We start from the raw sequence: 15,554 nt of genomic DNA on the forward strand, positions 1-15,554 counted from the left end.
AAAGTAGACAAAGAGGCCCTTGGGCCTCTTTTTTATTGCTCGTTTTCCCCCTTCCTCCCATTGCACCAGTTAACACCCAACGCCCAAGAATAATTCAGCTTAGGATTGTGTTTAGCCAGGATTTGGCTTTAGATACATTAAGGTTCTCAATGGATTTGGTAGGGATGACGAGATGAAGAATATTATCTGTGATATCGATGGCGTGTTACTGCACAATAACAAGCTGATCCCCGGCAGCGACACCTTTATTCACCGGATACTCGCACAAGGCAATCCCCTGGTGCTGCTCACCAATTACCCGGTGCAAACCGGCAAGGACTTGCAGAACCGCCTCGACGCCGCCGGGATAGAAGTGCCCGAGGCCTGTTTCTACACCTCGGCCATGGCCACCGCCGATTTCTTAAAACACCAGCAAGGCAGCAAGGCCTTTGTCATAGGTGAAGGCGCCCTCACCCACGAGCTCTATAAGGCGGGCTTTACCATCACAGATATCAACCCTGATTTCGTCATCATAGGTGAAACCCGCTCCTACAATTGGGACATGATCCACAAGGCGGCGGGTTTCGTCGCCAACGGTGCCCGCTTCATCGCCACCAACCCGGATACCCATGGTCCGGCCTACAGCCCGGCCTGTGGCGCCCTATGTGCGCCTATCGAGCGCATCACAGGCCGCATGCCCTTCTACATAGGCAAACCCAGCTCCTGGATAATACGTTCGGCACTCAACCATATCGACGGTCACTCTGAAGACACTGTCATCATAGGCGACAACATGCGCACCGACATTCTCGCCGGCTTCCAGGCAGGCCTGGAAACCATACTGGTCACCAGCGGCGTCAGTAAGCTCGAAGACATAGACAAGGAGCCCTTCAGACCGAATCATATCTTCGCCTGCGCCGGTGATATAGACGTGGTATAGACCTGGTATAGATGTAAAGCTTTACTTTTATCCAGGCCCGTTGGGCGAATATCCGCCTGCCCAAGACTCAGAGAAGCTTATCCGGCCCCGCCAACCCCGGCTAAACACATCCGTTTTTTTTTGCTGGCATCTGTTACTGCATTTTAGCCGGTTAGCCGTTCCCGACATCCCCCAGGCTGCCATCATGGGGGAAACCCGGATACCCATGGTCCGGGCTACAGCCCGGCCTGTGGCGCCCTGTGTGCATTCATGTACGCCTATCGAGCGCATCACAGGCCGCATGCCCTTCTACATAGGCAAACCCAGCTCCTGGATAATACGTTCGGCACTCAACCATATCGACGGTCACTCTGAAGACACTGTCATCATAGGCGACAACATGCGCACCGACATTCTCGCCGGTTTCCAGGCAGGCCTGGAAACCATACTGGTCACCAGCGGCGTCAGTAAGCTCGAAGACATAGACAAGGAGCCCTTCAGGCCGAATCATATCTTCGCCTGCGCCGGTGATATCGATGTGGTGTAGATCTCATGTCTGACTGTGAACCAGAATTCCACCACAGATATCAAGCCTCTGTTCAGTCAGCATCATAGGCGAGACCCGCTCCTACAACTGGGGCATGATCCATAAGGCGGCGGGCTTCGTCGCCAGGGGGGTGCACTTCATAGCCTGCGGCACTGTTGCACCAATGACACGCAGCAAGTTCGTCCCTGAATGCGCTACGACCAAGTCCCTTTCGTCGAAGGTCATTGGCGCAACAATGCTTCCTCCGAAGTCTCACTTTGACATTGCAGCTCACAGCCTTGCCCTCAGTGGCTCATTCGCTGATGTGCCACGGTTAGATTGGTATTAGCCAATCACTTGCCGTGGTGCCGTGCAGGATACCAAAGAGTGGCAAGGGTACTGGCGCCGCAGTGTCAGCGTGGACTTCTCTTCGATTCACACTATCAATTGCAAGATATTTTCCCTTGCACAGGGATACCTATCTCTGCCAAGATGCTGATTCAAAGAGATAAATCAAAATTCAGGGACGAAGCACACCACTTCGCCCCGTGCGGTAGCCATGGCATTTTGCTCAAATCCACGGCCCCTACTGGGCGAAACGTGCCGCCAAGGCAACGGAATGAACTGCTTCATTCCGTTAGTTGAAGCCGAAAGGCCTCCGGCCTGCCACGCGGTGATAAAAGCGCATGCGCGTTATACAAATGTTAAGTTTCAAGGGGGAGATCTTTGTCTATAAGAGTATCAGGCCAAACTGAGCATAATGGTTTTATATTGTCTGAACCATTTGTTCATAATGGTAGCTTAGTTGTTCTCACTGGGCGAAATGGCTGTGGTAAAACACGTCTTTTGGAAAGTATCCAAAAAAATATGTCTTCGGTGCTTTTAGATGGGCAGGTAATAACAAATCAAGAGGTAATGCTTGTAGATCAAAACAAGTTAACTCCAAATTTTGGTGGAAATTATAACGATAGCCAGTTTCAAGCAAAAATAACTTCCTCACTCCAACTGTTCGATCGAGTTAAAAACGATTTTGATTCTCCTTTTAACCCTGACAACGCTAGAAGCCAAGGAATAATGCAGGAGCCCTCATTACCTTATGAATATCTTTTCTATCTATGTACATCGGTAGCTCATCACCTCAATAAGCCAGCAAGTGAGTTAACTCACGATGAGATTAAGATACATTTTGAAGACTATACACCTAGTATTATTGGATTTCAAAATATATCTAGCATATGTAATCAATATATCCAGAGGAAAAATCTTAATGAATACAATAAATATCGTTCAGAGGTAAAAGGCGAAAATGTTTCGTTTCTAAATGAAGATGAATTCTTAAAAAGGTTCGGGAGCGAGCCATGGAAAATTATAAATAAAATTATTGAATCAACATTTGATAATAAATTCAAGTTCACTGAACCTGATGTAAACTCACTAAGCTACTCTTACAATGCTGCTTTAATCCAGCAAGATAATAACCGTCCTGTAGGCGTAAATGGATTGTCATCAGGCGAAAAGACTTTACTTTGGCTAGCTTTAACTTTATTCAACAGTCAATACTATGACCCTATGGCTGTAAAAGTGCCGAAGTTACTATTACTTGATGAACCAGATGCATTTTTGCACCCTCAGATGGTCGTTAAAATGTTCCGCGTCCTCGCTGAATTTTCACAAAGCTTTAATTCACGTATTTTAATAACAACACATTCACCAACAACTGTCGCACTATCTCCTGAAAATAGTACTTATATTGTTAGTGAAAATTCAATTACTCCTGTTAGCAAAGACGAAGGAATTGCTGATTTATTGGATGGTGTTACACAGATTTCTATTACCCCTGAAAATCGTAGGCAAGTTTTTGTTGAGAGTCAGTATGATGCTGACGTGTACCAATCCATTTATTCGAGGCTCGTTCATTGTTCCACCATAATAGATCCTAAAATATCGCTAAGTTTTGTTAGCTCTGGCCCGAAAATTCCAAAACAACAGATTATTGACAAAGCTAAGCAAATTCTTGGTATAGGTGACATGTCACTACTAACTGACTTTATTAAGGCGCTCAATGGAATTGGAAATTGCGTTCAGGTCGTTGGGCAAGTGGAGTCTTTAGTTGAAAATGAAAACCCTTATGTCCGGGGTATTATTGACTGGGATACAACCAATAGCCCATCGGGAAAGGTGTATGTATTAGCTCAGGATTACGCCTACTCAATTGAAAATATAACGCTTGATCCAATTTGTATCCTTTTGCTGCTTCATATAGAAAAGCCCGAATATTTAAAAATGATTGATATATGTGGCTCCGATATTCACTGGACTGATTGGCTCAAAGATAGCGATCTACTCCAAGAGTCAATCGATCGTTTCATTCTCAATGTTTTGGGCCGAAAAAACGAAAGAAATTCAAAGATAGAATATATTTCTGGTATGAAATTGTTAACCGATTCTGAATATTTACTCATGAATGGACACGCCCTTGAAGTACTGGTAAAGGAAAAATACTCAGGACTCAATGCCTTTTGTAAGAAAGGAAAAGATGGTGAGTTGAAATACTCTATTGCCACTAAGTCAATGATTAATTTGACGAAGGGGACTTTTATTCCTCGCGTTTATGAGCAAATATTGTACGAAGTGCAAAAATGAAACTTAACAAACGCAGTCTGTCGGAGCGCCTTTCCGCTTCTCCGTCGCTACAAGGCCCCCGCAGCTGCCGGCGTTAGTCCCAAGCAGCGGCATAAGGCAACATAAGCTAACACTTTTACACACAGGAACTCTGGCAAACACGGGCGTCGTGTTTCATCATAGCCGCCATGTTTTAACCCGAACCTCAACAATTACAATAGGATTAACCTATGCGATGTCTTTATCCTCTGTGGGCTGCCGCCCTCCTCTGCGCCTGCAGCCCGAATGAATCCGCAATCACTCCCGCCAATCCAAACAAAGCCAGTCCAGTTAGAGTCAGTCAGGCTCAAGCCGGCAGCACCTTGGTCGAATTTGACGAAGCGCGCTTTCGCAGCGACATCCAGGCCTTATCTTCGGATGCATTCGAAGGCCGCGCGCCTACGACCCGGGGAGAGCAGCTTACCCTGGACTACCTGTCGAAGGCCTTCGCTGACATGGGACTCCAAGGTGCCTACCGGGGCAGCTTTCTGCAACCCGTGCCCATGGTGAGTTACACCGCCAGCGAGCAGCAGACAATCCGCATCGCGGATCTGCCATTGCAGTACCGCAAGGACATAGTGCTCAGCAGTCGCCACGATAACGGCGGCATAGATATAGCACATGCGCCGCTGGTGTTTGTCGGCTATGGCGTCAATGCCCCCGAGTACCAGTGGAATGACTATCAGGGGCTCGACATGAAGGGCAAGATAGCCGTGATCCTGGTGAACGACCCAGGCTTCGCTCGCCCGGACTCGGGCAAGTTCAACGGCAAGGCCATGACCTATTATGGCCGCTGGAGCTATAAGTTCGAGGAAGCCAGCCGCCAGGGGGCACTCGGCGCCTTGATCATTCACGACACGGCTCCGGCCTCTTACCCTTGGTCTGTGGTGGAGAACAGCTGGACCGGTCCCCAGCAGGATCTGGTGCTCAGCAAGGCCGAGCGCGACAGCCGGGTGCAGGTCGAAGGCTGGCTGACGCTGGATGCCGCCAATCGCATCTTCGACAAGGCCGGCCTGTCGCTGCCGAGCCTGATGGCACACGCCGCCGATGGCCCAATACACCAAGGGCTTCAGCAGACCGCCAACATGACATTCGCCAACCAGGCGCAATACGCCACCAGTTACAATCTGGTCGCAACCCTGCCCGGCAACAGCCAGGCCGATGAACAGATACTCTTCACCGCCCACTGGGATCACCTGGGCAAGGATGAGACCAAGGAAGGCGACAAGATCTACAACGGTGCTCTGGACAATGCCTCGGGCACGGCCGGCATACTGGAAATCGCCCGCCAGTTTGCCCAACGGGCCAAACAAGGCCAAGGCCTGCAGCGCTCGCTCACCTTCATCGCCACCACAGGTGAGGAGCAGGGCCTGCTGGGCTCCCGTTACTACGCCGCCAACCCCATCTATCCGCTGGCCAAGACGGTGGCGGTACTGAACCTGGACAGCACCAACGTCTATGGTCGCACCCGGGATTTCACCATAGTGGGCAAAGGCAAATCTGAGTTGGAAGACTATCTGGTCGAGGCCGCCAAGGGACAGAACCGTATCGCCTTGGGAGAGAAGAATCCGGCCTCCGGCGGTTTCTTCCGCTCGGATCATTTCAGCTTCGCCAAGTTCGGCGTGCCGGCCGTCTTTGCCGGTGGCGGCAGCGAGCCTCTGGACCCTGCGACCGCCAGCTATAAGACGCAAATGGAGGCGAAGATGAAGGGTTGTTACCATAATGCCTGTGATGAATACCGTGAGGACTGGGATCTGAGCGGTGCCTTGCAGGACATGCAAGTCTACTACCAGGCCGTCGCCAAGCTCGCCGACTCAGACCAATGGCCAGGGTACTACCCTGATACCGAATTCTACAGTCTGCGTCCGGCCAGCAAGCAAGCCGCACACTAGCTGCACATTTACTGCGCATTTATTGCACAGCAACTGCAAAAAGCTAAACATGAGCCCGCCGCTGCGGGCTTTTTTTTGCCCATTTCTTAATCAGTTAATCGCTGCTGTTTGCAAAATACGGTTTCCGTTGCGGGTTCCGGAATCGCTAAATCTCGGGAACAAACGACAAGCTAAAATAAACAATAATCACCAAAAGCCACATTTAACTAAATAATGCTTACAATAAGAACCAAAACACAAAGAAGTTCCACATCAAATAAGCCTATTTTGTGACATTCAGTTAAAATTAACGTTTGCCGCACAGGAAAAATGCTGGCAGAGTAAGACCCATCATCTTCATCAGCGCTTAGTGGGAGCCCCTTTATGTGTTCAATTTTTTCTATTCTGGATATTCAATCCGATGCCAAGGCGCTGCGCCAGACCGCCCTGGAAATGTCCAAGCTACTGCGCCACAGAGGGCCGGATTGGTCGGGGATCTATGCCGATGACAAAGCCATTCTGGCCCATGAACGCCTGGCGATAGTCGACATAGAACACGGTGCCCAGCCCCTGCTGAGCCAGGATGAGAGCCTGATCTTGGCGGTCAACGGCGAGATCTATAACCATAAGGAGCTCAAGGCGCAGCTCGGCGACAAGTACAGCTATCAGACCAACTCGGACTGCGAAGTCATTCTGGCACTGTACCAAGAATACGGGGTGGATTTTCTCGACATGCTCAACGGCATCTTCGCCTTCGTGCTCTATGACAAGGCCAAGGACAGCTACCTGATAGGTCGGGATCACATGGGCATCATCCCCCTCTATACCGGCCGCGACAGCGCCGGCAACCTGTATGTCGCCTCGGAAATGAAGGCGCTGATGCCTGTATGCAAATCGGTAGCCGAATTCCAGCCGGGGCAATACCAGCACTCAGCCGACGCAGCGCCCGTGACTTATTACAGCCGCGATTGGCGTGACTATGAGGCGGTCAAAGACAACGGCGCCAGTCAGGAAGAGTTGCGCTGCGCCTTGGAAGCCGCGGTCAAGCGCCAGCTGATGTCGGATGTGCCCTATGGCGTCTTGCTGTCGGGTGGACTGGACTCTTCGGTGATCTCCGCCATCACCCAAACCTATGCCAAGCACCGCGTCGAAGACAACAGCCAGAGTGATGCCTGGTGGCCACAGCTGCACTCCTTCGCCGTCGGTCTCACTGGCGCGCCGGATCTGATCGCGGCCAAGAAAGTCGCCGATGCCATAGGCACTATCCATCATGAGATCAACTTCAGCTTCCAGGAAGGTCTGGACGCCATCAAGGAGGTCATCTACCACCTGGAAACCTATGATGTCACCACCATACGTGCCGCCACCCCCATGTACCTGATGGCACGCAAGATCAAGGCCATGGGCATCAAGATGGTGCTGTCGGGCGAAGGGGCCGACGAGCTATTCGGCGGCTACCTGTATTTCCACAAGGCGCCCAACGCTCAGGCCTTCCACGAGGAATTGGTGCGCAAGCTCGACAAGCTGCACCTGTTCGACTGCCTGCGCGCCAACAAGGCGATGGCGGCCTGGGGCCTGGAGGCACGGGTGCCTTTTCTCGACAAGGAGTTCATGGATGTCGCCATGCGCATCAACCCCGAGGCCAAGATGTCCAAGGACGGTCGCATAGAGAAGCATATATTGAGACAAGCCTTCGAACACAAGCTGCCCAAGGAAGTGGCCTGGCGTCAGAAGGAGCAATTCAGTGACGGCGTGGGCTACTCCTGGATAGACGGTCTGAAGGAACATGCGGCGACCCAGGTGGAAGACTTACAACTGGCCAACGCCAAGTTCAGGTTCCCCTACAACACCCCGGAAACCAAGGAGGCCTATTTCTACCGCTGCTTCTTCGAGGAACAGTTCCCGCTGCCGAGCGCCGCCGAAACCGTGCCCGGCGGCAAGTCGGTCGCCTGCTCCACCCCGGAGGCACTGGCCTGGGATGCCAGCCTGCAGGGCATCATAGATCCGTCCGGCCGGGCCGTGCGCTCGGTACACAGCAGCAGTTACTGAGTAACGGCCACCAACATTGAAAGCTCCCTGATACCAATACGCCAGCTCAAATGAGCTGGCGTATGGGTATTTAATGTGGCCGTGACTGTCAGCTCACTTGTTTGAAATAAGTGGCATCGTCCAGTTCGGTGATATTCATGGTCAGGCTATCCACCTCGGCGACAAGATGGGCTATAAGATCATATACAGCCCGGGTCAGCTGTTGTTTCTGCGCCTGACTGCGGCCCGGCATGATGGCAAAACCTATATGGATGAAACTGCCGGCGGCCTCACCGACGGCAAAATGTTCGCAACGCAAGGCGCGGGTCTTGATGGATGCCGGCTCGAACAGTGCCGACGCGATCGCGCCCTGATGCACGCACCGCACCAGCTCATCTATTGCCAGCACCTCGGCCAGCGGCGCCGAATACTCTATGACACAATGTGGCATCTACTACACCTTATTCCGACCAGACGGCATATTCGTTGCCGTTGATGTCGCTGAAATGAAATCTGCGGCCACCGGGAAAACTGAAGATACCTTTCACCAGAGTGCCGCCGGCATCGAGCACGTCCTGTTGGGTCTGCTCCAGTTTCGCGCTGTAGAGCACGATCAGCGGGCAACCCTGGGCCAGGTTGAAACTCAGGGGCGATTGATAAAAGCCACCGGTGATCCCCGCATCGAGGAAACAGCTGTACTCGGGACCATAGTCCTGGAACTGCCAGCCAAACACCCGGCCGAAGAAGGCCTTGGTCCCAGGCAAATCTTTCACCGGGATTTCGAGATAATTGATACTGTTATGACGATTCATCCGTCGCTCCTTATGTTGAACTCTTTGCTGGAAAGTAAGCAGTAAAAACGGGAGCCCAGGCTCCCATCACGAGTGTCATCAGCTTAGTGCTGGATGAAGGCGGCGGCAAGGCCAATCAAGCCACCGAAGACCCCACCCCAGACCACCAGCCAGCCCAGATGTGTCTTGATCATTTCCTGCACTATCTGCTTAACCATTTGCGGCGTCAGCTCATCCAGGCGCTGACTGACGATTTTCTCTACCTTATGACGCATGTCCGCCAGCACATTCGGCTGCTCCAGCTCCTCTTTGAGCAACTCGAAGAAAGCCTCACTCTGGGCCAGTTCGGTCAGAGACACTTTCATCTTGGCGATGAAAGGCTCCTTGAGTGGCACCAAGGCCTCGGTGCCACCGAACATGGCCAACATGCCGCCGAAGGAAGACTGGGCCACGGTACTGACCAAGGCATCGAAGGCCGGTGCCAGATCGACCTTCTCTATCACAGGGGTCAGATCCAGCTGTCCCACGCCGGACTCTTTCTCCGACAGGAACCTGTCGATATTCTCGTCGGTAAAAAACTGCTTCATCATCAGGTGTGAGATCCCGGCCTTAAACTCTTCGAACCGCGATGGCACCACGCCCGAGCCATAGAGACCAGGCACTTTTTCGAACAACATGTACACGGCCAACCAGTTGGTCACGGCTCCCGACAAGGCAAACAGCCCAACAGTCAGCACCAAGACATTGTTCAATCCATAACCAGCCAAAACCAGGATGGCTGCGATAAGATTTGTAGTCACACTCTTATTCAATCTCTGTATCCCCATGCTAAAAACCGGCCAAACCACGCGACCAAGATCCTCGGCTCAATGCGTCGCCGACGAAAACCGACGTATATTATCAACTTCATAGGGGATTAAACACAGCTAATCTCTGCCGCCTGGGCTGAGAACCCGGCCGAGCCATGACATAGGGCCTGGGGCATCCGAGGTTAGCCCCTGGGGTACTTGCGCAGGTCCTGATAATCGAACGCCAGCAGGTGGATCTTGTCGAAGGCGACACCATTGAGAAACGCCCACTCCTGCCCCTTGGCAACCTGCTGAGGTTCTCCACAGAGATAAATGCGGTGTTCCCGGGTCACCCTATGGCGGGCGGCAACCAGCTCCAGGACATCTCCCAGCACTATCCTATGCCCATCCACCTTGGCCTGCTCGGCCGGCGCAGTGACACAGCCCTGATAATGAAAGTTGGTTTGCGCCAGCATCAGCTTGAGCAGTTCCCTATGCCAGTAGAGATCGTCGCAATACCTGCCGCTGTGGTACAGATAAATAGGCCCCCTATGCCCGAGCGCTATCGCCTCACGCACTATCCCGAGCGCCGGCCCAAGGCCGGCACCGGCCGCCACCAGCAGCAGGCTATCGTCCCCATATTCGGGCCGATAGCAACATTCCCCCCAAGGCCCCTGGACTCCGAGGGTCTCGCCTACCCTGACCTCGTGATAGAGCCATTCGCTCATCAGACCCGGATGTTTATGACGTATATGCAACTCGAAGGTGCCGGTATCGGGCAGGCTGGCGATGGCATAGCTGCGCACCAGGCCATCACTGCGGCGAAGGTTAATACACTGACCGGCACGGAAAGCCACAGCGGCAGTTGGCTTGATGATGAGTTTGACTATGGTGTCTGACATCAGCTGTTTGTCCACCAGATGCGCCGGCACAAACAACTCATCGATGGCGGGAGATGCCAATTTTAGATAATCACTCGGATAACATTGGCAGGCATAGATATAACCCGCCTGGGTTAACTCTTCACTCAACCCCCGCTGGGCGCCGAACGAAATATCCCCTTCCAGATGACGCACCAAACAACTGCGACAACGCCCCTTCTTACAGGAAAACTTCATCGGCAGCCCCTGGCGTACCAAGGCATCCAACACAGTTTCCCCTGGCTTGGCGGTATAAGCCTCATCATTCCAGTAAAATAATGTCATTGCCTTTATATCCATTACAGGACCCGCAGTAGAGCCCCAATCCCTGTGACCCTTTAAGATGTAATCGATTTAACTCATTGTCAATAAAAGGTTAAATATTAACTTAGTCTGAGTTGCCCCCTGAGCTATATTTAAGCACAGCAGGCGCACTCTTTCGGTATTTCTGCTGCTAAAGCATATTTTCTGCCCATGATATTCGTTAGAATAGCGACAATTCCCCGGTAATCGGCACTTGTTAAGTCATTCAAACTTTTCGGATACTGACATAGGTTATGCGCATTAAACTCTCATCGTTCACCCAAAGATTTTCCCGCCTGCCGCGCGCTATGCGCGTCGCCAGTTACTGCCTGTTAGGCTATTTACTCTATGCCGCCCTGTTGGGGCTGTTGACGCCTTACCTGCTCAAGACCCAGGCGCCGGCCAAACTGAGCGAGTTGCTGGGTCGCCCCGTCAGCATAGCCGAGATAAAGATCAATCCCTTCCTGCTCAATGCCGAGATACGTCAGTTCAGAGTCGATGCAGTGGATCACGCCGACTTTGCCGCCATAGAGCGCCTCAGCGTCGAGGTCAATTTTTGGCGCTCCGTTTTCCAGCAGGCCCTGGATCTCGACAGGCTGCAGATAGCAGGCTTGTCTGCCAACCTGGCCAGACTGAGCGATGCGCCACAAGCCAGTTTCAATTTCAGCGACCTACTCACCCGTTTCCAGAGCGAGGCGCCGCCGGCAACTCCCGCGGCCGAGACGGCGGCATTAATGCCGGTCAAGATAGCCGACTTTGAGCTGACGGGCGCCACACTGCGACTCGAAGACAAGGTCACGGGCGGTAAACTCGTCTATCCGGATATCAACCTGCAGCTGACGCAATTCGACAGCCGGGGCTTGCTGGCAGAGGCAGATGCCGAGGCGATCAACAGCTATGCCCTGCAAATCGATGATCAGGATGAAGCCAGGATAGGGCTGCAGGGGCAATTTCAATTGCAACCGCTGCGGGTCATGGGCGAGCTGCAGCTGGCGCGGCTGCAACTCACGCGTTTCTGGCCCTTTGTCGCCGCCGAATTCGCCGCCAGGCTAGACAGTGGCCAACTGGGGCTGAAGAGCCACTACCAGCTGAGCCAAGATAAGGACCAACAGCTGCAACTGCAAAGCGACCAGGGACACTTGAGCCTGGAGCGGCTCGAGTTCAGCCACAGGGAGCAGACACTCCTGGCGCTGCCTGAATTTGCGCTGGACGGCATAGCAGTGGATCTTGCCGCCAAGCGGGTTACCATAGCCGACAGCCGCACCCAAGGGCTGATGCTCAAGGCCGCCATAGACAAGGACGGGGTGGATCTGCTGCCGCTGTTCATGCCCAAGTTTTTGGCCCTCTCTCAACAAGAGTCACCAGAAGCCGCGCAGGTGAAGCCAGCGCCACAGGCAGAAGCGCAAACCGCGATAGCGTCAGACGCCGCGACCGGCGACATCACAGCCAAAACCGCTGCCGAGGCCAATTGGCTGGTGACCTTAGGCGGCTTCACCCTGCAGGACTATGACATCAACATCAGCGAGCAAGGGCTCGCCCAGACGCAGGTGCAATGGCGCATCTATCCGCTGAACTTGAGTACGGGTGAGATCCGCAGTGACTTGAGTCAGGCTGTCGACTATGAGCTGTCGCTGGAGCTCAACCAACAGGGCAAACTGCAGGCCCAGGGCCGGGCCGATCTGCAGCAACAAACCCTGGACACCAAGATAGCACTGACCCAGCTGGCATTGGCGCAATTTGAGCCCTATATCAGGCCTTTCCTCAGCATAGACATAGACTCAGGCTCGCTCAGCACCCAGGGCGAGTTGCGTGCCGATGCCGCCGGCAAGGCCATCTATAAAGGATCGGCCCGGGTCGATGAGCTGCTGATAAAAGATAAGCAGCTTAAGGCGCCCTTGCTGCAATGGCAGTCTTTGGCCGTCGAGCAGCTGGCGTTCGATGCCGGCGCCCGGCAACTGACGATTGACAAGCTCGCCTTCGCCGAGCCCTATGCCAAGGTCATCATAGCCGAAGACAGGAGCACCAACATAGGCAACCTGGTGGTCGCCCAAGCGGCGCAGCCGCCAGCCGCCGAAACGGCAAGCGAAGTGACGGCTCAAGCCGAGTCGGGGGAAACATCCACCAAAGATGCGCCAACCGCTGAAGATTTCAGCATCACTATCAATCAGATAAGCTTCGCCAATGGCTCGGCCTTCTTCGCCGACAACAGCATCAGCCCCAATTTCGCCGCCAGCATAGAAAGCCTGGAAGGCCAAATAAGCGCCTTGTCCTCCACCCCAGGCACCAAGGCCTCAGTGGATATCCGGGGCAAGATAGACAAGTATGCCCCTGTGACCCTTAAGGGCGACATCAACCCCCTGCTGGAGCAGCCCTTCCTGGATCTCGATCTCGACTTTAAGAACGTCGAGCTGACCTCGGTCAATCCCTATTCGGGCACCTATGCGGGATATTACATAGACAAGGGGCAGTTGTCCCTGGCACTCAATTACCAGCTGGAAAACAACCAACTCAAGGGCAAGAACCACCTGGTTATAGATCAGCTGGAGCTGGGAAAACCCAGCGACAGCGATCTGGCGACCAGCCTGCCGGTCACCCTGGCGGTGGCGCTGCTGCAGGACAGGAATGGGGTCATAGATCTCGGGATGGAAGTCTCTGGCGATCTCGATTCACCGGATTTCAGCATAGGTGGCATAGTGCTGACCGCCTTCACCAATGTGATCACCAAGGCTGTGACCGCCCCCTTCTCCCTGTTGGCCGGCTTGTTCGGCTCGGAAGAAGCCCTGGACAAGATCCACTTTGCCGCAGGCATGGCGACGCTGGAGGCCAGCGAAGGCGAGAAACTGGCCACCCTGGCCAAGGCGCTGGCGGATCGTCCCAAGCTCACCGTCAGCATAATGGCGGGAGTCGATGCCAAAAACGACAGCCAAGCCTTGGCCGAAGCACAAATAAAACGCCAACTGGCAGAAATCGCCGCCATAGACGTCGAGGCGTTGCCGGCCAAGCTCAGCGCCAGTCACTTCCCCACCCAGGGGCCCCTGTCCGCGGCATTGCAGCAACTGTATCAGCGCCTGCTGCAGACGGATCCGGCGGACATCAAGGCCAAGATCCTCGCCGAGGCCGGCGAGCAGAAACTGACCGAAGAGACGCTGCTGACCCGTTGGCACCTGGCACTCTATAACCTATGTCGCAACGCCATCAAGCCCGGCGAAGACGACTTGGGCGATTTGGCCCAGGCGAGATCCAAGGCGGTCAAAGCCTACCTGGTCGACACCCTGGGCGTGGCTCCCGAACGTGTATTCCTGCTGGAGAGTCGCATCAATCTCAGTCAGAATGCCCAGGAAGCCCAACTGACCTTAGGCGCGGAATGAGCCAGGACCCGCCGGCAGCCCTTATGGCTTGCCGGCGGGCCCTGTTCGCCGGATCCCCGCCCTTTGCTTTTCTGCCTTTGCCCTTTTAAGCCCAATCCCCTTGGGTTACACTCTGCGACTTTCAACACAGCACAGATTGGATTAAAGGTAACCTATGTTTATTATTCGCTGGATCTTGGGCCGGATTATTTTAACCCTTAACTTTATCTTCGCCCCCAAGAAACCCCGACGTCCGCAGGCGGAGCAAGCGGCGCTCGATGCCCAGACCCAAGGCCTGTCCCTGTATCAGTATCCTGCCTGTCCCTTTTGCGTCAAGGTGCGCCGTGCCGTTCGCCGTCAAGGGTTGAACATAGCGACTATCGATGCCAAACAAGCCGCCAACAAAGACACCTTGGTCAGCCAGGGCGGCAAACTTCAGGTGCCTTGCCTGAGGATCGAGACCGATGGCCAGGTAAAATGGCTGTATGAGTCATCCGAGATCATAGACTACCTAGAACTCAAATTTGCCTAGCCCTGATTTGCCTAGCCCAGAGCTGGCCTGGTCCAGGCTCTCATAAAGGCATCTCATGGTAGCGCGTCATGGCAGAGGCTCATGACGTCTCATGACAGAGAACCCTAATGTGCCCACGCCCGTGGGCACATTGCTTTCCGCCAAACTCAGGCTGAGAGGCCAAGATCACTGGCGCCAGAAATAGGCCCTGTCCGAATAGTCATACAGCCAGAGCGGCCTATATACCACCAACAGAGTCACCGCCATGCCATTGAGCAGCGCCTCGGGGAAACCCAGCAGCGGGATCAGGAGCAGGTAATTATCCACCAGGGTCGGCCAATCATAGTCTGTGGCCAGCAAGAGCCAGAGCGCCCAGCCCAGCTCATGAGTCACCATGGAGAGGCCGGCGTTGATGAAAGCACCGCAGAAAATAAACACGAACAGATTGCGCGGCAACTTATGGTAACTCCAGCTGTAGAACGCGAAGCTGAGCCCCAGAGGCAGACACACACCGAACAGGGCATAGGCCCCCATTGCCGCGGGTTGCTTGAACAGCAAGAGGCTGAAAAATGCCACAGGCAGCAACAAGGCGACACAGCTCAGCCGCCAGCCGAACATCAGCATGCAAGTGACCAGCCCGAGAAAATGTGCATCCAGGCCAGGCATGATGCTGGCGTTAAGCAACCATAAGCCATTGATGCCAACCAGGGTCAACAACAACCGCGACTGCTGCGACTTATCCGCCAACAGCGACTTGATATCTTCTGCCGGCCAAATGAGCTTCAGCCACAGGAGCAACAGCCCCAGCGCTATGGCATCGGCCTGGGTGAACTGCCAATCTATGTCGGCGAACAGATGTGACCAATAGTCAATCAAAGCTATCCCCTTTACATCCCTGTGTAGATTAAAA

The 15,554-nt window shown here is 53.7% G+C and carries 11 protein-coding genes and 2 pseudogenes; 8 read left to right on the forward strand and 5 right to left on the reverse strand.

Annotation, left to right across the window (positions count from 1 at the left end; genetic code table 11):
- The first annotated feature begins 172 nt into the window (after window positions 1–172).
- The 6 genes and pseudogenes from LZP73_RS01350 (at window position 173) to asnB (ending at window position 8,005) form a co-directional block, all read left to right on the forward strand.
- Window positions 173–919, forward strand: a complete 747-nt coding sequence (locus tag LZP73_RS01350; protein ID WP_169562993.1) for an HAD-IIA family hydrolase — start codon at window positions 173–175, stop codon at window positions 917–919.
- Window positions 920–1,111: 192 nt separating this feature from the next.
- Window positions 1,112–1,445 (forward strand): annotated as a pseudogene (locus LZP73_RS01355) (HAD hydrolase-like protein); the annotation flags it as partial.
- Between the two features lie 61 nt (window positions 1,446–1,506).
- Window positions 1,507–1,594, forward strand: a pseudogene (locus LZP73_RS01360) (UMP phosphatase); the annotation flags it as partial.
- A gap of 556 nt (window positions 1,595–2,150) precedes the next feature.
- A complete protein-coding gene (locus tag LZP73_RS01365) occupies window positions 2,151–4,067 on the forward strand; it encodes an AAA family ATPase (RefSeq protein WP_234232700.1) in 1,917 nt (638 codons plus the stop codon).
- 209 nt (window positions 4,068–4,276) lie between these two features.
- A complete protein-coding gene (locus LZP73_RS01370) occupies window positions 4,277–5,977 on the forward strand; it encodes a M28 family metallopeptidase (RefSeq protein WP_234232701.1) in 1,701 nt (566 codons plus the stop codon).
- Window positions 5,978–6,340: 363 nt separating this feature from the next.
- Window positions 6,341–8,005 (forward strand): asparagine synthase B, encoded by a 1,665-nt coding sequence (gene asnB / locus LZP73_RS01375; RefSeq protein ID WP_234232702.1) that lies wholly within the window; start codon window positions 6,341–6,343, stop codon window positions 8,003–8,005.
- Window positions 8,006–8,093: 88 nt separating this feature from the next.
- Here asnB and LZP73_RS01380 read toward each other — a convergent pair whose 3' ends face one another.
- The 4 genes from LZP73_RS01380 to LZP73_RS01395 form a co-directional block, all read right to left on the reverse strand.
- Window positions 8,094–8,435, reverse strand: a complete 342-nt coding sequence (locus LZP73_RS01380; protein ID WP_234232703.1) for a 5-carboxymethyl-2-hydroxymuconate Delta-isomerase — start codon at window positions 8,433–8,435, stop codon at window positions 8,094–8,096.
- A 10-nt stretch (window positions 8,436–8,445) separates the two neighbouring features.
- Window positions 8,446–8,796, reverse strand: coding sequence for a VOC family protein (locus LZP73_RS01385; protein ID WP_234232704.1), 351 nt, complete (start codon window positions 8,794–8,796; stop codon window positions 8,446–8,448).
- A gap of 83 nt (window positions 8,797–8,879) precedes the next feature.
- Window positions 8,880–9,587, reverse strand: coding sequence for a DUF445 domain-containing protein (locus tag LZP73_RS01390; RefSeq protein ID WP_169563001.1), 708 nt, complete (start codon window positions 9,585–9,587; stop codon window positions 8,880–8,882).
- A 179-nt stretch (window positions 9,588–9,766) separates the two neighbouring features.
- Entirely contained in the window at window positions 9,767–10,768 is a 1,002-nt protein-coding gene (locus LZP73_RS01395; protein ID WP_234232705.1) for a 2Fe-2S iron-sulfur cluster-binding protein, read from the reverse strand.
- Between the two features lie 272 nt (window positions 10,769–11,040).
- Between LZP73_RS01395 and LZP73_RS01400 the strand changes: the two genes are divergently transcribed.
- Together LZP73_RS01400 and LZP73_RS01405 are read left to right on the forward strand one after the other, a co-directional pair.
- On the forward strand, window positions 11,041–14,154 hold the full coding sequence (locus LZP73_RS01400) for a DUF748 domain-containing protein (protein ID WP_234232706.1): 3,114 nt from the start codon (window positions 11,041–11,043) through the stop codon (window positions 14,152–14,154).
- A gap of 154 nt (window positions 14,155–14,308) precedes the next feature.
- The gene (locus LZP73_RS01405) at window positions 14,309–14,665 is read left to right on the forward strand and encodes a glutaredoxin family protein (RefSeq protein ID WP_234232707.1); all 357 of its coding nucleotides are present in this window, start codon (window positions 14,309–14,311) and stop codon (window positions 14,663–14,665) included.
- 165 nt (window positions 14,666–14,830) lie between these two features.
- Here LZP73_RS01405 and LZP73_RS01410 read toward each other — a convergent pair whose 3' ends face one another.
- Entirely contained in the window at window positions 14,831–15,520 is a 690-nt protein-coding gene (locus LZP73_RS01410) for an energy-coupling factor ABC transporter permease (protein WP_234232708.1), read from the reverse strand.
- Window positions 15,521–15,554 lie beyond the last annotated feature (34 nt).

The sequence above is a fragment of the Shewanella sp. AS16 genome, from assembly GCF_021412365.1.
GTDB lineage: Bacteria > Pseudomonadota > Gammaproteobacteria > Enterobacterales > Shewanellaceae > Shewanella > Shewanella salipaludis.

Bases quoted from the DNA above. Each gene is read 5' to 3' on its own strand.
- LZP73_RS01370 (WP_234232701.1), top strand. From the start codon at position 4,277: ATGCGATGTCTTTATCCTCTGTGGGCTGCCGCCCTCCTCTGCGCCTGC.
- LZP73_RS01380 (WP_234232703.1), bottom strand. From the start codon at position 8,435: ATGCCACATTGTGTCATAGAGTATTCGGCGCCGCTGGCCGAGGTGCTG.
- LZP73_RS01350 (WP_169562993.1), top strand. From the start codon at position 173: ATGAAGAATATTATCTGTGATATCGATGGCGTGTTACTGCACAATAAC.
- LZP73_RS01385 (WP_234232704.1), bottom strand. From the start codon at position 8,796: ATGAATCGTCATAACAGTATCAATTATCTCGAAATCCCGGTGAAAGAT.
- LZP73_RS01405 (WP_234232707.1), top strand. From the start codon at position 14,309: ATGTTTATTATTCGCTGGATCTTGGGCCGGATTATTTTAACCCTTAAC.
- asnB (WP_234232702.1), top strand. From the start codon at position 6,341: ATGTGTTCAATTTTTTCTATTCTGGATATTCAATCCGATGCCAAGGCG.
- LZP73_RS01400 (WP_234232706.1), top strand. From the start codon at position 11,041: ATGCGCATTAAACTCTCATCGTTCACCCAAAGATTTTCCCGCCTGCCG.
- LZP73_RS01395 (WP_234232705.1), bottom strand. From the start codon at position 10,768: ATGACATTATTTTACTGGAATGATGAGGCTTATACCGCCAAGCCAGGG.